16 protein-coding genes are annotated in these 16,953 nt (G+C 66.0%); 1 reads left to right on the top strand and 15 read right to left on the bottom strand.

Going from position 1 to position 16,953, the window contains the following annotated elements; translation table 11 throughout:
* Positions 1 to 3: 3 nt before the first annotated feature.
* Positions 4 to 1,803 carry a lipid A export permease/ATP-binding protein MsbA gene (gene msbA / locus MXC11_RS03830; protein ID WP_250005597.1) on the bottom strand — a complete coding sequence of 600 codons (1,800 nt, stop codon included), beginning with the start codon at positions 1,801 to 1,803 and terminating at the stop codon, positions 4 to 6.
* 135 nt (positions 1,804 to 1,938) lie between these two features.
* Here msbA and MXC11_RS03825 point away from each other — a divergent pair, with 135 nt between their 5' ends.
* Entirely contained in the window at positions 1,939 to 2,541 is a 603-nt protein-coding gene (locus tag MXC11_RS03825; protein ID WP_250005595.1) for a lipopolysaccharide kinase InaA family protein, read from the top strand.
* A 22-nt stretch (positions 2,542 to 2,563) separates the two neighbouring features.
* Here the strand turns inward: MXC11_RS03825 and MXC11_RS03820 are convergent, their stop codons facing one another.
* From MXC11_RS03820 to waaF, 14 genes are read right to left on the bottom strand one after another with little or no spacing between them, the layout of a single operon-like run.
* Positions 2,564 to 3,727 carry an O-antigen ligase family protein gene (locus MXC11_RS03820; RefSeq protein ID WP_250005593.1) on the bottom strand — a complete coding sequence of 388 codons (1,164 nt, stop codon included), beginning with the start codon at positions 3,725 to 3,727 and terminating at the stop codon, positions 2,564 to 2,566.
* Positions 3,715 to 4,473 (bottom strand): glycosyltransferase family 2 protein, encoded by a 759-nt coding sequence (locus tag MXC11_RS03815; protein ID WP_250005591.1) that lies wholly within the window; start codon positions 4,471 to 4,473, stop codon positions 3,715 to 3,717. Before MXC11_RS03815 ends, MXC11_RS03820 begins: the two co-directional genes overlap by 13 nt.
* A gap of 3 nt (positions 4,474 to 4,476) precedes the next feature.
* Complete coding sequence (locus MXC11_RS03810; protein WP_250005589.1) at positions 4,477 to 5,349, bottom strand: DUF6625 family protein; 873 nt, start codon at positions 5,347 to 5,349, stop codon at positions 4,477 to 4,479.
* A 1-nt stretch (position 5,350) separates the two neighbouring features.
* On the bottom strand, positions 5,351 to 6,307 hold the full coding sequence (locus MXC11_RS03805; protein WP_250005587.1) for a glycosyltransferase family protein: 957 nt from the start codon (positions 6,305 to 6,307) through the stop codon (positions 5,351 to 5,353).
* A complete protein-coding gene (locus MXC11_RS03800; RefSeq protein WP_250005585.1) occupies positions 6,304 to 7,014 on the bottom strand; it encodes an LbetaH domain-containing protein in 711 nt (236 codons plus the stop codon). Before MXC11_RS03800 ends, MXC11_RS03805 begins: the two co-directional genes overlap by 4 nt.
* Positions 7,011 to 8,159, bottom strand: coding sequence for a glycosyltransferase (locus MXC11_RS03795; protein WP_250005583.1), 1,149 nt, complete (start codon positions 8,157 to 8,159; stop codon positions 7,011 to 7,013). Before MXC11_RS03795 ends, MXC11_RS03800 begins: the two co-directional genes overlap by 4 nt.
* On the bottom strand, positions 8,146 to 9,900 hold the full coding sequence (locus MXC11_RS03790) for a carbamoyltransferase family protein (RefSeq protein ID WP_250005580.1): 1,755 nt from the start codon (positions 9,898 to 9,900) through the stop codon (positions 8,146 to 8,148). The genes MXC11_RS03795 and MXC11_RS03790 overlap by 14 nt, the downstream gene beginning before the upstream one ends.
* 12 nt (positions 9,901 to 9,912) lie before the next feature.
* Positions 9,913 to 11,355 (bottom strand): lipopolysaccharide kinase InaA family protein, encoded by a 1,443-nt coding sequence (locus MXC11_RS03785; protein ID WP_250005577.1) that lies wholly within the window; start codon positions 11,353 to 11,355, stop codon positions 9,913 to 9,915.
* A complete protein-coding gene (locus MXC11_RS03780) occupies positions 11,352 to 12,071 on the bottom strand; it encodes a lipopolysaccharide kinase InaA family protein (protein WP_250005574.1) in 720 nt (239 codons plus the stop codon). Before MXC11_RS03780 ends, MXC11_RS03785 begins: the two co-directional genes overlap by 4 nt.
* Entirely contained in the window at positions 12,068 to 12,820 is a 753-nt protein-coding gene (locus MXC11_RS03775) for a lipopolysaccharide kinase InaA family protein (protein ID WP_250005571.1), read from the bottom strand. Before MXC11_RS03775 ends, MXC11_RS03780 begins: the two co-directional genes overlap by 4 nt.
* Positions 12,817 to 13,632 (bottom strand): lipopolysaccharide core heptose(I) kinase RfaP, encoded by an 816-nt coding sequence (rfaP, locus tag MXC11_RS03770; RefSeq protein ID WP_250005569.1) that lies wholly within the window; start codon positions 13,630 to 13,632, stop codon positions 12,817 to 12,819. Before rfaP ends, MXC11_RS03775 begins: the two co-directional genes overlap by 4 nt.
* Positions 13,623 to 14,750: a glycosyltransferase family 4 protein gene (locus MXC11_RS03765; RefSeq protein WP_250005565.1), complete on the bottom strand. Its 1,128-nt coding sequence runs from the start codon at positions 14,748 to 14,750 to the stop codon at positions 13,623 to 13,625. The genes rfaP and MXC11_RS03765 overlap by 10 nt, the downstream gene beginning before the upstream one ends.
* Entirely contained in the window at positions 14,750 to 15,808 is a 1,059-nt protein-coding gene (gene waaC, locus MXC11_RS03760) for a lipopolysaccharide heptosyltransferase I (protein WP_250005562.1), read from the bottom strand. Before waaC ends, MXC11_RS03765 begins: the two co-directional genes overlap by 1 nt.
* A complete protein-coding gene (gene waaF, locus MXC11_RS03755) occupies positions 15,809 to 16,858 on the bottom strand; it encodes a lipopolysaccharide heptosyltransferase II (RefSeq protein WP_250005559.1) in 1,050 nt (349 codons plus the stop codon).
* Between the last annotated feature and the right edge of the window lie 95 nt (positions 16,859 to 16,953).

Raw genomic sequence — 16,953 nt, 5'->3', positions numbered from 1 at the left:
TGCTCAGAGTGTGGCCGGCTGCTCATCCAGCCCCATGGCGTGCAGACGGGCATAGAAACCGCCCCGGGCCAGCAGCTCGGCGTGGCTGCCGCGCTCGATGATCTCACCCTGATCCATCACCAGGATCAGATCGGCCTTCTCGATGGTGGACAGGCGGTGGGCAATCACCAGGGTGGTGCGCCCCTGCATGACCCGGTCCAGCGCCGCCTGGATGTGCCGCTCGGACTCGGTGTCCAGCGCCGAGGTGGCTTCGTCGAGGATCAGCAGCGGCGCATCCTTGAGCAATGCGCGGGCAATCGCCAGGCGCTGGCGCTGGCCGCCGGAGAGCAGCACGCCGTTCTCGCCCACTTCGGTATCCAGCCCCCGGGGCAGCTTGTCGATGAACTCGCGGGCATAGGCATCGGTCACCGCCTGCTCGATCGCCTCGCGCGGGGCGCCGGCCAGATCGCCATAGGCGATGTTGCTGGCCACGCTGTCGTTGAACAGGGTGACCTGCTGGGTGACCAGCGCGATGTGCCGGCGCAGGTTGCTCAGGCGATAATCGGCCACCTCCACCCCATCAAGGAGGATCTGCCCATCCGCGTGCTGGTAGAACCTTGGAATCAGACTGGCCAGCGTCGACTTGCCACTGCCGGAACGCCCGACCAGCGCCACCATCTGCCCGGGCTCGACGCTGAAGCTGATGTCCTGCAGTACACGGCGCTCGCTGCCGGGGTAGGCAAAGCTGAGGTTCTTCACCTCCAGTCGTCCATCGATGCGCTCGCGCTCGACCGTACCGGCGTCAGTTTCCGGGGCTTCATCGAGCTGCTCGAAGATGCTGTCGGCCGCCGCCAGGCCCTTCTGGATATTGGCACTGACCTCGGAGAGCTGGCGGATCGGCTTGGGCAGCAGGCCGGCGGCGGTGATGTAGGCCACCAGGTCACCAGCGGTGGCATCACCGCGCAGCAGCAGGACCAGGAACATCAGCACCGCCATCGCGCTGTAGATCAGCAGCTGCAGGGTCGGGGTATAGACCGCACCGGTCTTGACCATGCGCAGCTGTTTGCGGGTGTTGTCCTCGCTGGCAGCCAGAAAGCGCTGCTGTTCGTAGGCCTCGCCGCCAAAGCTGCGCACGACCCGATACCCCTGGATGGTTTCCGAGGCGACATGGGTGACATCACCCATCGCCACCTGGATCTTCTTGCTCTGCTTGCGAAACTTCTTGCTGGCACTGCTCACCACCAGAGCAATGACCGGCAGGATAGCAATCATCACCAGGGTCAACTGCCAGTTCATCCACAGCAGGTAGGCGAACAGGAACACCACCGTCAGCCCTTCGCGGATCACCACCTTGATGGCATCGGTGGCCGCGCCGGTGACCATGGTGACGTTGAAGGTAATCCGCGAGATCAGGTGCCCGGAGTTGTGTGCATCGTAATAGCGGTTGGGCAGGCTCAGCAGGCTGTTGAACAGCGCCACGCGCAGGTCATGTACCAGCCCGAGCGAGACGCGGGCCAGGTAGTAGTTGCCCAGGAACGAGCCAAACCCCTGCCAGGCGGCGATCAGCACGATCAGCAGCGGTACCGCGTGCAGCAGCGGCAACTCGGCCAGCCAGGGCACCTGCGGAAACAGGGCGGCATCCGGATTGGCCAGCCCATCGACAAAGTACTTGAGAATGCCGGCCAGCATCGGCTGGGTCGACGCGAAGATCACATAGCCAAGGATGCTGACCAGAAAATAGCCGATATAGGGCTTCACATAGGCCAGCAGGCGCAGGTAGATCTTGAGGCTGGAGGCATTCGCCTGCCTGACGGGCTCGCTCATCACGGCTCTCGGGGTCACCAAGGGAGGGCGCTATAGTATCACTGCCGCCTGCTGCCCGGCGGTGCGCACCGCAGGCGGATGACAGCGCCATGACCATCCGGGCATCATGCCCGCCTGATTCATCGAGAGCTGCCCGTGCCCAACTACACTCCCCTGCCTCGCGCCGAACTGAACCGGCTGATCCAGGGGGCCACCATCCTCGAGGAGGACGGCTTCGGCCCCAAGGTATACCGATTGCCCAGTGGCGATATCCTCAAGCTGTTTCGTCGCAAACGCCTGCTCTCTTCGGCCTTGTGGCGGCCCCATGCCATACGTTTCTGGCGGAACGCAGAGGGGTTGAAGCGCCTGGGCATCCCCACGCTGCAACCCGATACCCTCTACCAGCTGGATGACCCGGCCTGGACGGCGGTGCGCTACCAGCCGCTGCCCGGTGAAACCCTGAGTCAGCGCCTGCGCCGCGACCCGGGGGCCTGGAATGCCCTGCTGCCGGATCTGGCAGCCTTCATCCGCCATCTGCATGCCAGCGGGGTGTATTTTCGCTCGCTGCATCCCGGCAACATCGTTCTGACCCCGCAAGGCGAGTTTGGTCTGATCGATATTGCCGACATGCAGGTCCGTCGTCGCGCCCTCGGCGCGCTGCTGCGCCGACGCAATCGCGAGCACTTTGAAAAGTACCTGCGCAAAGAGGGGCTGCCTTTCGACAGCGCGGCACTCTGGGCACTCTGCGAGCAGGCGTGAGGCCTGCCCGCCTTGGCGGCACTCAGCGTGGCATGTCGGCCGGTCGCTGCATCAGCAGCGCCATCGGCAGCAGGATCAGCAGCCAGATTTCATCGGGATTGCCCACCAGACGGCTGCCATCGAAGTTGAGCATCACCGCTGCCAGCAGCAGATAAAGCCCCCAGGCATCACGCCGCTGCCAAGCGGTATGCAGCGCCAGAAGCAACAGCGTCAGGAACAGCAGCAGGGCCGGCAGACCGCTGTAGAGCCCCAGGGAGAGATAGAGGTTGTGGGGGTGCTGGATGAAGGCTCCGTCCCTGTAGGTCGAGGCAATCACATGATCAATACCACAGCCCGTCATCACGCCACAGCTGCGCCACTCATCCAGCAGCTTGCCCCAGATTTCAAGGCGCCCGGAGTCGGCACGCTGCCACAGGCTGGCCATTTCCGGCAGTTGCATGACCCCCCAGGCACACACGCCCGCCAGCACCGTCAGCCCGGCCAGCGCTGGCAGCAGCAGCTGGCGATGCCGCAGCAGCACGGCACCGAGCAGAAGGCCCCACAAGATCGCCAGACCCACCAGCCCGGAGCGACTCTGCAACACATAGCTGATGCAAAACAGCACCAGCAGATTGCCGGCCAGCATTTCTCCCAGATGCCGCTCACGCCACCACAGCGGCATGACCAACGCCAGGCAGCACACCAGCCACATGCTGGTAAAGATCGGCCCGGTCATGCGCCCGGGCAGCCATAACACCCGCTCGCCCACGCCATAGCGACCACTCGCCCAGTACCACAGCGCCGACAGCAGCACATACAAACCCAGCGCCCAGAACAGCGTACGAACCACCGTGCGCTGGCGCAGCCGCTGCAGATCGACCAGCTGACTGACCGCCAGCAGGAAGAGTGCGACATACAACACATGCTTGGCGGACTGGCCATCCTCCACACGGATCGCCAGCCCCAGCAGCCAGCCCAGCAGCAGCGCCCAGCCCAGCAGCGCCACGCCGGGCACGATCCGCTGACGGGCCGAGAACAGCATCACCAGCAGGGCCGGCAGAGCAATCAAGGCATAGAAGGTGTTGTTGACCATCTTGCTGGTCGGCAGCAGCAGGTAGCTGGCGATGAAGACCAGCACAGCCAGCCCGAAATAGCGCTCCCCGGGCAGCGCCTGACGCACTCGAACCAGCAGGCTCACAACAGCCATCCGCACAGCACCCCCACTGCCAGGGCCAGCAGCAGACGCAGACGCTCCTGCCGGCGCCGCCTGGCCTTCTTGCGCTGCTCCTCGGGTACGGCGACATGATCCTCGAAGCCTGTATGCAGCACCGCATCGTTTTCAAGGATCAGCGCATGACGCTGCGCTTGGGCATAGCAGCGCGACAGCTCCTTCTCGCTGGCATGCCCGGCATAGGGTGCATGCTGCTGATAGTCGACCAGTCGGCGCAGCCCGGGGTTGAAGGAAAAGCCCTGCCAGTCGGCCTTCTGCGAGCAGACCTCATACGCTGCCACCCCCTGCACGATGCGGCGCGGGCCACGAAACACATAAGGACTGTGGATCGCCAGATCATGGGCCAGACTGCGCAACCAGACCTGCAAGGCTTGCGGGTCATCCTCCAGCAGAATACGGGAATCCTCGATGAAGCCCGGGCGATAGAAGGCCCAGTCATCCTCACAGTGGAAGATCCACGGCGTCTTGACGTGAGCGTAGGCCAGATCGATGGAGCGCAGCTGGCCCAGGCGCGGCTGGTTGATGAAAAACGTGGTGTGCTCGCGCCAGTACTCGGGGATACAGGCCTGCACGGCGGGATCCCCGGAATCTTCGGTAATCAGCACCGCACGGATCGGGGCCGTATTGAACGTATCGAAGCTGGCCAGCGTCTGCTTGAGCAGATCAAAGCGACCGCAGCTGGTCACTACCAGCGTGACATCGCTGTCCTTGGAAAAGATCACGGATCAAACCTCTTGAAAGCCCTGGGCGGTCACGCTCCAGGCCGACTGTGCGGGCAAGCCGGAATCACCGCGCAGCGTCGCTTCATCATGGGCAGGCCAGGCATCGCACTTCCAGCCGATGAAGTGGAAATAGGGAAAGGTGCGTTCAGCATCACGATCGTTGTACAGCCGGCCCGAGCGCCAGATCCAGCGCTCGGGAAAGCGCAGGCTGCCATCATGCCAGGCGACTCGTCCGTTAGGCGTGCTGAAGGCTTCGACAAACTCGCTGCGCCGGCGCCAGGGGTTGCAGGCATCCACCAGGCGCCGCAGCGGTGCCGGCCAGCCCTTGTGACGGATGAACAGGCGGCTGAAAGCCCCCTCATCGAACGCACTGTGGGCATTGTCGGCCAGCAGGGTGCGCCAGTTCGGCACCGACATGAACGCCTGACGCATCCGCACACTGGTGCGCAGCAGGCACAGGTGCCCGGAAATCCGCCGGGCATGGGTCGAGAGCAGATCCACGCGCGCCAGCCGCTCGGCACTGAAATAAGCCCGCAGATCACCGTAGATCAGGTCGATATCACTGAATCCCCAGAAGTCATAACCCGCCAGACGATCGGCATGCACCTCGCCCAGTGCCGGCTTGAGATCACACAGCTTGTAGGGGCTCTGCGGCCGGAAGTCGATGCCAAGACGCGACGAGACCTGCTGGCAGTAGTCGGCAAAGCTGCAGGCCTCAAAGCGCACATTTTGCGGTGCGCCAGGCGGTACGCCGCAGTCAGTGAAAAACAGCCAGTCGATATCGGGATTGGCCGCGCAACTGCGCAAAAAGAACGGCATCCAGAATGGCCAGCGCCCGAAATAGGGAATCAGAAAGAGGATTTTCGGATCGCGCATCTCAAATCCCCAGCCGGTTGCGCAGGCGGCACAGCCAGCCTGGTATCGGTGCCGGGCGCAGCGGTGCGCGCAGCGCCTCGACGATGTCCTCGCCCAGTCTGGCAAAGCTGTAACGCTCGGTAGCCAGCGCCTGTCCATTGGCAGCGATGCGTGCCGCCAGGGCCGGATCGGCACGCAACCGGGCCAGTTTTTCCAGCAGCTCATCCACGCTGCGATACAGCAGCAGGTTTTCCATGTCGACAAAGCCCAGCGCGCGGTTTTCTGCCTCGCCCTGGTCATACGCCAGCAGCACACAGCCGCAGGCCATCGCCTCGAAGTTCTTGATCATGTACTCGCCCATTCCGACATCGGCACTGACGAAGAAGCGGATGCGATTGAGGGTCTTCAGGTATTCGTCCCCTGAACGGGTACGGGTGATCAGCAGGTTTTCCTGACGGCCCAGCTCATCGAGCAGCGCCTTGCGGGCACTGTAGGCACCGCTCTTGGTGCTGCCGATGAAGGCCAGTTCGATGTCCCGCTCAAGCTGCAGATTCTGCAGCAGTGCCTGGTCATAGCCCTTGGGCACGAACACCGCGTCCACCCCTTCAGCCTTGAGGCGCTGGACCACCTGATAGCCCGAACTGATCACCCGCGCCCAGGGCAGGCGCCGGTAATGGGCACTGAACTTGCCGGTGTACTTGCAGGGAATGTAGTTCTGGTAGGCATCGTGCTCGAGAATCACCAGATTCGGCACGCTGCGGATGAAGCTCACCTGACGGATTTCCTGCTTGAAACGCAGGAAGAACAGGATGCGCTCGTAGCGCTCGACCTGCACATGCTGGTGGAAGTAACGCCGCAGATTGGCCTGCTGGCGGCCATCGAGCCAGCGGATATCGCAGTCGCAGTGCTGCGCGATTCCCTCATAAAGCCGGTCGAGAATCGCCCGCTGCTCGGCCTGGACCAGAAAGAGCACCTTCACTGCCACATCTCCTCGCCCGTACAGTCCGCGTAATGCGCGCGGGTGACCCGCACTTGTCGATGTCCGGACGGCGGACGCTGCGCCGTCAGGGCCGCCAGAAACGCCTCCGGGCGATCCAGCGGCAGCCCTTGCAACTGTGCCGGCGGCAGCTCCCACCAGGCACTGGCCAGAAGGGCCGCCCGCAACGCTTCGCTGTGACGGTAGCGCAGCAGGCGGGCCGGACTGCCGGCCACGATGCCATAGTCCGGGACATCGGCGGTCACCACCGCACGCGCCGCCACCACAGCGCCTGTACCAATGCGCACGCCTTCCATGATGATCGCCTCGCGACCGATCCAGACGTCATGCCCGATCTGCGCCGCCGGGCCACTGCCCTCATAGCTCAGCGCCGTACCGGTGTACTGGAATGGATGAGAGCTGACCCAGTCCAGCGGATGACCGGCCCGTTCCTGGCCGATGATCACCTGGTTGCCGATCGAGCAGAAACGCCCGATCTGCGCCACATTGATCAGCTCGCAACCACTGCGAATATAGGTCATCGCCCCCACCCGCAGCTGGCGGAACGCTGGCAGTACATCACCGATGGATACACCGCTCTCCATCCACAGCTCCGCACCGCGGGGCAGGCGGCGCCTGTCCAGCGACAGCTTGATCTGACGCCGGCGCAGCCAGCGCCGACATGCCAGGGCACGCAGCCAGCTGATCATCGCCCCGCCTCGCCGGCCAGCATCGGCAACGCCGGCAGATCGCGCACCGAGGCCAGCTGCCAGAAGGCCTGCCGCGCTGCTGCATCGCTGAAATGCGCTGCCAGCCAGGCGGTGACCGCAGCCGGATCCGTGCCGGCCTGATGAGTCAGGGCGCTGGCCAGCGCCGCCGCATCCCCCAGCGCAAACAGCTGCCCTGCCCCCTCCACTACCTCACGCCCGCCGCCGCAGTCCGAGCCGATCAGCGGCACACCCGCGGCCATCGCCTCCAGCAGCACCATGCCGAACGGCTCGTGGTCGGAGGTCAGCGCGAAGACGTCGAAGGCCTTGAAGTAGCGGCGGCCCTGCGGCACCTGGCCGAGAAAGCGCACCCGCTCGCTGACACCCAGCTCCACGGCCAGCGCCTTGAGCGACGATTCCAGGCGGCCAGTGCCCATGATCGCCAGCAGGCTGCCGGTGGGCAGCTGCGGCAGCGCCTGGGCAAAACCGCGGATCAGGGTAGCCTGGTCCTTGTCCGGGTGCAGGCGGCCGACATTGCCGACCACCCAGGCCTCCTGCGGCAACCCCAGCACCTCGCGAGCCTGCTCACGGGCAACCTGTTCGGCCTGCACCGCCGCCACGTCGATGCGGTTGTAGAGGGTTTCGATGCGCTCAGGCTCCCAGCCCGGCAGATGACTACGCATCTCATCGCGCACCGCATTGGAAACGCCAAGCAGCAGCAGGCGGGAGCGGAAACGATTGATGAACCAGCGGCGCATGCGCCGCTGGTACACGCCAAAGGCATGGTGCACGCCGACCACCGGCAAGCGGGTGGCCAGCAGGGCGATGTAGATCGGCTTGAAGCGGTGGGCGATGCACAAGCGGAAGTCACGACCGGCGACTATCTCGCGCAGCCGGCGCATGGCGCCGAGCTTGAGACCGCGGATATCCCTGCTGTCGTAGTCGAGGAAGATCACCTCGTCCGAAGCCGAGCCACACTCGGCTTCGACGCTCGGTGCACCGGTCAGGTAGACGGTACAGACCTTGTACGGCGTGTCCTTGAACAGCACGGCGTACTGCCGCGCGCAATCGAGGAACGGGCCGCCGTAGCCGTGGCAGAACTGCAGCACCCACGGCTGTTCGGTGGTCCGCGTCTCAGACGGCGTCATACCAGTCCATCCCGTCCTTCACCACCAGCACGTCTTCCATGATCAGGTAGCGCAGATCTGAGCCATAGAACATGTTCAGCGCGTCGGTGGGCGAGCAGACCATCGGCTCACCGCGGCGGTTCAGCGAGGTGTTCAGCGACACGCCATTGCCGGTGAGCTTCTCCAGCTCCAGCATCAGCTCGTACCAGCGCGGGTTGTGCCGGCGCTCCAGCACCTGGGCGCGCGAGGTGCCGTCCTCGTGGACCACTTCCGGCACGCGGGTCTTCCACTCTTCATTCACTTCGAAGGTGAAGGTCATGAACGGGCTCGGGTGATCGACCTTGAGCATCTGCGGCGCCACGGTATCGAGCATCGACGGGCAGAACGGCCGCCAGCGCTCGCGGAACTTGATCTGCTCGTTGATGCGGTCGGCGACGCCCGGCACGCTCGGGCAGCCGATGATCGAGCGACCACCCAGGGCGCGCGGGCCGAACTCCATGCGGCCCTGGAACCAGGCCACCGGGTTGCCATCGGCCATGATCTTGGCGATGCGCCGGGCCGTGTTGTCGATGCGCTGCCACTTCGGCGCGTTGGGATGACGGGCGCAGGCGGCGATCACGTCCTCGTTGGAGTAGGCCGGGCCGAGGTAGACGTGTTCCATCTTCTCCACCGGCACGCCGCGGGCCACCGACACGTAGGCGGCGGCGCCCACCGCAGTGCCGGCATCACCGGCCGCCGGCTGGACGAACAGCTCTTTCACTTCGTCACGGGCGATGATCTTCTGGTTGAGCTTGACGTTCAGCGCGCAGCCGCCGGCGAAGGCGATCTTGCCGGTCTGCTTGATGATGTCGCCCAGGTAGTAGTCCATCATCTCCAGCACCAGCTTCTCGAACAGCGCCTGCATGGCGGCGGCGTAGTGGATGTACGGGTCGTCGGCGATGTCGCCTTCGCGCTTGGGGCCCAGCCACTCGATCAGCTTGGGCGAGAAGTAGTAGCCCTTGCCGTTTTCCTTGTAGCGGCGGAAGCCGATGACGTTGGCGTAGTCGGTGTTGATGGTCAGCTCGCCGTTCTCGAATTTCGCCAGGCGCGAGAAGTCGTACTTGGCGGCGTCGCCGTAGGGCGCCATGCCCATCACCTTGAACTCGCCATCGAGCATCTCGAAGCCGAGGAATTCGGTGATTGCACCGTACAGGCCACCGAGCGAATCCGGGTCGTAGAACTCCTTGATCTTGTGGATCTTGCCGTTCTCGCCCCAGCCGAAGAAGGTGGTGGCGTACTCGCCCTTGCCGTCGATGCCCATGATCGCGGTCTTCTCGCTGAAGCCGGAGCAGTGGTAGGCGCTGGAGGCGTGCGCCAGGTGGTGTTCGACCGGCTCGATCTTGACCTTCTTCAGGTCGAAACCGAGCTGCTGCAGGCACCACTGGATGCGCTTCTTGTAGCGGTAGTAGCGGCGGTTGCCGAACAGGATGGCATCCAGCGCACGATCCGGTGCGTAGGCGTAGCGCTTGGCGTAGTGCCAGCGCGCCTTGTCGAAGATGCTGATCGGCGCAAAGGGAATCGCCACCACATCCACATCACTCGGCTTGATACCGGCCTGCTCCAGGCAGAACTTGGCCGACTCGTAGGGCATGCGGTTCTTGGCGTGCTTGTCGCGCACGAAGCGCTCTTCTTCGACGGCGGCGATCAGCTTGCCGTCGATGTACAGCGCCGCCGACGGATCATGGCTGAGGGCGCCGGAAAGGCCGAGTACGGTCAGTGCCACAGGAGAGTCCCTCTATCGTTTCGGGCAGGTGCCGGGCACCTGCGGTAAGCGTTGATCGAGCAACCGGTACAGCGGCGAGTCGGCTGGCCAGTTGCGCAGAAAACGGGCCCGGTCACGGGCATGCGCCCGGGCAAAGCGGCGCGGGCAGCGGTGCGCACGCAGGGCATCCAGATCGATCAGTGCCCACTGGCCATCCTGCCAGAGCAAGTTGGTGCCCTTGAGGTCACCATGGCTGATGCGCTCGCGCTGCAGCGCGGCAAACAGTTGCTCCAGCGCCAGCAGCTCGGCCTCAGGCGGCGTGCCCTGCCGGTAGGCGGCAAAGCGGGTGAGTATATCCTCTGTGCCGGCATGCTCGGTAATCAGCCAGGCGCGGCCGCGCAGACCGAAGCGACGCTCCTCACGCACCGCCAGCGGTTTTGGCGTGGCAATGCCGAGAAAGGCCAGCCGATTGCCCTCCACCCAGCTGTGCCAGGCGCGGCTCGGCCGCCAGCAGCGCTTGAGCCAGTGCAGGGTGTTCTTGAGGTTATAGCGCTTGATCACCAGCAGCCGGCCATCCTGCTCGATACGCGCCACGGTGGCACTGCCGCCCAGCTTGAGCGATTGCCCGGCCGCGATGGCGGCATCAGGGTCGGCCAGCAGCGGCGCCAGCAGTGGCGCCTCCTCGCGGCGCATCACGCGCAGCCCGCAGGCGTCGTGCTGGGCGGCAAACAACGTGCAGTCGCGGCCGAGCTTTTTCAGATAATCCTTGAGGCGCCAGCGGCGCATCCGGGCGATCGGTGCGCGTAAATCCGCGGCAGATAGCGCGCCGCCGTGCGGATTGCCGCGCCGGTAGTCGGCCAGCAGCGGCTCGATCAGCGCCTCAAACTCCGCCGGCAACTGGGCGAAGAACACCGCCAGATTCTCCAGCGCCTGCGCACGCGCCAGCGGCTGACCGGGTGTCGCGGTGCGAATGCTGCCGGCATCGATCAGGTACAGCTGCTCGCCCTGGCGCAGCAGGTTGTCGAGATGCAGATCATCCTGCCAGAGACCGACCGCATGCAGCTGGCCGATGGCCTGCAGCGCACGGCCCAGCAGTACGCGGCGCTCAGGGGCCGCCGCCGGCGCCGCGGCCAAGGCCTGCCAGGCACTGCCCAGGCTCTCGGCCGCGTCGAGAAATTCGAACAGCAACCAGCCGCCCTCCTCGCTCAGCCCGGAGGCCAGCAGGGCCGGGCTATCCAGACACTGCTCGGCGAGCAGGCGGGCGCCGGCAGTCTCGCGCGCAAACTCACGAGCCGCCTTGCCGCCGACCAGCAGCTTGGCCAGCACCCGGCGGCCTTGCCAGTCCGCGGCGCCAACGTAGCGCTGGCCGGGCAGCACGCGCAGCAGGCTGTGCAGGCGCAGGGTGCCGCCGGGCAGTTCAATCGCCAGCGGCAGAGCCGGACTGCGGCCGGCGCTCTTGAGTTCGTGCAGTTTCACCCTCGCGCTCCCGTGTCCGCCAGCGTCCAGCCGAGTGCTTGCAACCAGCGGTCCAGGCGCTCGAATTCATCCAGATAGCAGCCCAGCAGGTGCTGCCATTCGCGTGCGCCCCAGCAGGGCGCGCTGTGCTGCTGCAGGGCTTGCAGATCACGCAGACGATCACGCCGCCCCCGCCACAGCGCCCGGCTGTGCTGCAGATGGCAGAGAAACGCCTCAAAACGTGCACCCTCAGCGCGTAGCAACAGCGTAGCCGGACTCAGCGCCGCATGACGCAGACGCGCCGCGTGCAGGCTGCGCAGCGCCTCGCCACAGGCACGCAGCAGAGCATGCTGGCGACGCGGCTCAAGGCTGGCCCACTCGGCCAGCCAGTCGCTGAGCGGGCGCAGCCCCTCAGGCACCTGCAGCAGCAGGACGGCACACCGCACCGAGCCCACCTGCCGCTCGGCGTGCAGCAGCACCGGCAGCACCGGCACCTGCCGCGCCAGCGCCCGCTGGGTCTGCCGCCGCTCGCGGCCGAGCAACGCCGCGCCCCGCAGTGGCCATAGCCGCCGTGGCTGCGGCCCGCTACGGCGCAGTAGGTAATAGGTGCTGCCTTCGCCAAAGAGCAGCTGCGATAGCTCGCCACCGGCCGGAGCCTCGGGCCACAGCGCGGCAAAGTCGGTCAGCCCCTGCGCCTCGAGACTCAGGCGCGCCAGCGGCTCGATAAAGTCGCTCACTCGCGCCCCTCGAAATAACCGACGATCTGGCGGATGCAGCGCTTGTCTGCCGCCAGCAGCCGCGAACGCTCACGATACTGCAGGTAAAAGCGCAGGCGCTGGCTGCGGCTCAGCACGTATTTACCCACCTTATCCAGGCAGGCCAGATCCTTGACGATGCGCCGCTGCAGCAGCGGCCCCCACCAGAAGCTGCCGGACGGGCAGTCGATCAGATAGACCTTGCCGGCCTCATCAACCAAAAGGTTGCGCCACTTGAGATCGTTATGGGTGAAGTGGTGATCGTGCAGGCAGCGGGTGGCGCGGGCGATCTGCGCACTGACTCCATGCACCCAGCGCGGGTCCTTGAGGCGTGGATCGCGCCGGGACGGCACCGCCAGGCTGGCCATCGCTGCCAGATCGCGGGTGCCGACCAGCGCGCAGGTGATCATCGCCCCACGCACGAACAGGCCACGGCGCCGCTCAAGGCCGCAGGCGGCAATCGGCGCACTGGCAATTCCCCAGCGCGCAAAGCGCTGCAGATTGCGCCACTCGGCCTGGATGCGCGGCGTGCCCAGCCAGCGGCGCAGGCCCTTGCCAGCCGCCCAGTAGCGCTTGACGTAGTACTCCAGCCCCGCGACCCGCACCCGCAGTACCTCGGACACCTGATCGCTGGCCACCCGCTCACCCTCCAGGGCAAACACCTGCGTCAAATCAGCAAACGCCTCGCGGGCCGCGACCGGCAATGCCGGGGCCAGCTGCCAGCGGCTCACGCACCGGCTCCCGGCGCATATTTACGCTGGTAGCGCGCCTGCAGGCGCTGGGCGCGGGCCTGCAGCCAGGCCAGCAGTGGCGCTTCCTCGCGGAGAATCTCGCGCAGCGGGCGCTGGAAGTAGCTGCGCAGAAAGCGCAGCACATCGCGGCGGGTCAGGCCAATGTCCAACGCGGAGAAATACAGCCCGGCCAGATCCTTGTTCCGCCAGCGGCGCGGTACCTGCGCGCGGGTCTGGGCGCGGTGCAGATCGATCAGCGAGAGGCGCAGGGTCTCGGCACTCACCGGCTGATCGGTGTGCAGCAGGAAATGGCAGATGTAGCAGTCGCGGTGATTGACCCCGGCGCGGTGCATGGCACCGGTCATCTCTGCGACCCGGCGGATCAGCGCCCGCTTGAGGCGCGGCGCCGGCGACTGCTCGCGCCAGTCGCGGCTGAAGTCCTCAAGGCTGACGGTCGGCGCCAGCTCCTCGGTGATGATGAAGGAATGCTGGCGGGCCGGATTGGCGCCACGCGCCCCGAAGGCCACCGCGGTCATGGTCGGCACCCCGGCCTCGGTCAGGCGCTGGATCGCCGTCCACTCCTGCCCGGCGCCCAGCACCGGCGCCTTGAAGGTCAGCCAATTCTTGACGATCTCACCCCAGCCGATGCCGCGGTGAATCTTCACAAAGTAGCCGCGCCCGGCCACTTCGGTGCGTAAGGTGCGGCGCCCTTCCAGCGCGCGGTACACCTGGCCGTCGAGCTGCTCGACCTCGGCAAAGGCATCGCGGCCCTGCCAGAGGCTCTTGAAGGGTTCAGCAAGGATCAGCTGCATGGGCGCTCCGCAAGGATCACATCGGCGGCCTTCTGCGGCATGGAGTAGAGATCGGCCGTCTCGGCAAAGGCCAGACCGTTGACACTCCAGCGCGCCCGGGCGGCCTTGTCTTCCAGCATCTCTGCCAGCTGACGGTTGAGGGCCGCCTGCTCGAAGGGGCTCGGCAGCACCCGGCCACTGTCAGCCTCGCGGATGTAGTGCGCATAGCCGCAGACCTCACTGACCAGCACCGGCAGGCCACTGACCAGCGCCTCCAGCAACACGGTGCCGGTGTTTTCGTTATAGGCCGGATGAATCAGCAGATCCGCACCGAGCAGAAAACGCGGAATATCGCTGCGCCCCTTGAGGATCTGCACCTGATCGGACAGCCCCAGCGCCTTGACCTGCAGAAGGAACGGCTTGGGATCGTCCTGACCGATGGCAATCAGCCGGGTGCGCCGCTTCAGCGCGGCCGGCAGCGCGGCCAGCGCCTTGAGGCTGCGATCCAGCCCCTTGGTCTTGAAGCCCGAGCCGATCTGCACCACCAGCAGCTCATCCTCCCCCAGCGCAAATTCACGGCGAAATTCGGCGCGAATCTCGGCGGCATTCGCCGGGGCGCGGCGATCGGCGGCAATCCCCGGTGGCAGCAGGTGGAAGCGATCCAGGGGCGTGGCGTAGTGCTGGATAAACAGCGGCTGCTGCACTTCGGAGATCATCAGGATCTCGGTCTTGGCCTCGGGGGCGAACACTGCGCGCTCGTACTCGGCAAAGTGCTTGTAGCGCCGACTGAAGCGGTACAGCGGGTTGCGCAGGGTCTGCGCCTTGTCCTCGAAGCAGCCATCGGCCGCGTAGTAGACATCCAGGCCCGGCATCTTGTTGAAACCGACCACCCGCTCGACCGGATCGCGGGCCAGATCTGCCGCCAGCCAGGCGCTGAACTTCTCGTTACGCCGGTGGTTGGCCCAGGCGCGGATGTTCGCGACTCGTACATCAAAGCCGGCCGGCACCTCCCCCTCCCAGATCGGCGTGTATACGCGGATCGCGTGGCCGCGGCGCTGGCACTCCAGGGCAATGCGCATGAAATCGCGCTGCAGCCCGCCGTAAGGGAAGTATTTGTAGAGCACAAAGGCCAGTTGCATCAGCAGATTCTCGACGGCAGCAGGGTCGCCAGCTCGGCAGCCACCCGCGCGGGATTCAGACGGGTGAAGCACAACGGCTGCTCGGTGACCAGATCAAAGCGTTGGCGCTCCTCGGCACTCGCGGCATGGCTGCAGGTCTTTTTCAGGCACGGCGCGCAGGGGAAATCACTGGCCAGATGCCGCTGGCTGCCCCCGTAAGCGCCGGTAAAGCCCGGATTGGTCGGCCCATAGAGCGACAGGGTCGGCACATCCAGCGCCGCGGCCAGATGACCCAGACCGGTATCCACCGCCACACAGGCGCGCGCACCGGCCAGCTCGGCGGCGATTCCGGCCAAGTTGAGTTTGGGCAGTACCGTCACCCGGGCAAGATCTACGGCAATGCGCTCGGCACGGGCTTTTTCGTCGGCATTGCCCCACGGCAGGCGGATCGCCCAGCCCTGGGCAGACAACTGCTCGGCCAGCTCGCGCCAGTAGCGCTCCGGCCAGTGCTTGGTCGCCCAGGTGGTGCCATGCAGCAGCAGCAGGTACGGCTCAGCGACCGGTGCGCCGCTCAGGCGGCTGCGCTCGAGGGCGTAGTCGCCCATCTCCGGCGGCGGGCAGTAGCCGAGCGCCTGGGCGAACAGCTGACGCAGCCGCTCGACCGCATGGATGCCCCAGGGCACCGCACAGCCACGGGCATAGAAGCGGCTGGCCAGCGGCTCGCGGGCACTGGCGCGATCCAGCCCGACCACCGGGCCGCGGGCATAGCGGGTCAGTAAGGCGCTTTTCAGCAGACCCTGGGCATCGAGCACCAGGTCATAACGATGAGCACTGATCGCCTGCTTGAAGCGCTGCCATTCGCCGCTGCGCCAAGCCTGCCAGGGGTGCTTGCGCCAGCGGCGCAGCGCCACCGGAATCACCGTATCCACCGCCGGGTGCCAGCTGGGGATCTCGGCAAAGCCCTCCTCCACCACCCAGTCAAAACGGATGCCAGGAATCGCGCGCTGCGCATCGGTCAGTGCCGGCAGGCTGTGGATGACATCGCCCAGCGACGAGGTCTTGATCAGGAGGACGCGCACTCAGTCCACCTGCGGCAGCGGGTCGGCCAGCGGATCACCCGCCAGGCGCTGCAGGGCCTCGAGGACCGGCTGCGGGGTCAGGTCATGCAGGCAGTTGTAGTGACCAAAGCGGCAGGTACGGGCAAAGCACGGGCTGCAGTCGAGGCCGAGGCGCACGATCTCCACCTGCTCGGCCAGCGGCGGGGTGAACTGCGGCGAGGTCGAACCGTACACCGCCACCAGCGGGCGATTCAGCGCCGCCGCGACGTGCATCAGCCCGGAGTCGTTGCTGAGCACCGCATCGGCGCAGGACAGCAGATCGATGGCCTCAGCCAGGCTGGTTTCGCCGGCCAGATTGACCACCTCTTCCTGAATCCCCGGCAGCAGCTCCTCGCGGATCGCCTCACCCACCGGGTGATCATTTTTCGAGCCAAAGATCCACACCTGCCAGCCAGCGCGGATCTTGGCATCGGCCACCGCGGCGTAATGCGCGGAAGGCCAGCGCTTGGCCTCGCCGAACTCGGCACCCGGGCACAGCGCCAACACCGGGCGGTCCTGCTCCAGACCGAACTTGGCCAGCGCCGCAGCGCGGCTCTGCGGGTCGATCTGCAATTGTGGGCGCGGATAGGGCTGGGGCAGCGTGGCGCCCGGCGCGTAGGCCAGCGCCATGAAGCGCTCGATCATCAGCGGATAGCGCTGCTTGTCCAGCGTGCGGAGGTCGTTGAGCAGTCCGTAGCGCAGCTCGCCGCGCCAGCCGGTGCGGGTCGGGATGCCGGCAAAGAACGGCACCAGCGCGGATTTGAAGGAGTTGGGCAGCAGAATCGCCTGATCGTACTGCCCGGCCAGCGAGCGGCCGATGCGCCGGCGTCCGGCCAGATCCAGCACGCCGTGGCCGAACGGGAAGCTCAGGGCACGGCGCACCTCGGGCATCCGTTCAAGGATCGGCCGGCTCCAGTCGGGGGCCAGCACATCGATCTGGCAATCGGGGTGGCGTTGGCGCAGGCACTGGAACAGCGTCTGCGCCATCACCATGTCGCCCACCCAGCTGGGGCCGATGATCAGGATATTCATGGGAAATTCGTCAGGTCATGGGGCGGGTTGGCCGCGAAGGCAGAAGCAGACCAGCACCGTGGCTGGCCCGCTCGCCACAAGCCGGTGGCGGCGAT

The organism is Pseudomonas eutrophicaquae, from assembly GCF_023544715.1.
Classification (GTDB): domain Bacteria; phylum Pseudomonadota; class Gammaproteobacteria; order Pseudomonadales; family Pseudomonadaceae; genus Geopseudomonas.
This window is presented reverse-complemented; position numbering and strand designations above follow the sequence as displayed.

Coding starts and splice junctions, on each gene's coding strand:
- MXC11_RS03765 (WP_250005565.1), bottom strand. CDS start 14,750: ATGCAACTGGCCTTTGTGCTCTACAAATACTTCCCTTACGGCGGGCTG.
- waaF (WP_250005559.1), bottom strand. CDS start 16,858: ATGAATATCCTGATCATCGGCCCCAGCTGGGTGGGCGACATGGTGATG.
- MXC11_RS03820 (WP_250005593.1), bottom strand. CDS start 3,727: ATGGCTGTTGTGAGCCTGCTGGTTCGAGTGCGTCAGGCGCTGCCCGGG.
- MXC11_RS03810 (WP_250005589.1), bottom strand. CDS start 5,349: ATGCGCGATCCGAAAATCCTCTTTCTGATTCCCTATTTCGGGCGCTGG.
- msbA (WP_250005597.1), bottom strand. CDS start 1,803: ATGAGCGAGCCCGTCAGGCAGGCGAATGCCTCCAGCCTCAAGATCTAC.
- MXC11_RS03795 (WP_250005583.1), bottom strand. CDS start 8,159: ATGACGCCGTCTGAGACGCGGACCACCGAACAGCCGTGGGTGCTGCAG.
- rfaP (WP_250005569.1), bottom strand. CDS start 13,632: ATGCAGCTGATCCTTGCTGAACCCTTCAAGAGCCTCTGGCAGGGCCGC.
- MXC11_RS03800 (WP_250005585.1), bottom strand. CDS start 7,014: ATGATCAGCTGGCTGCGTGCCCTGGCATGTCGGCGCTGGCTGCGCCGG.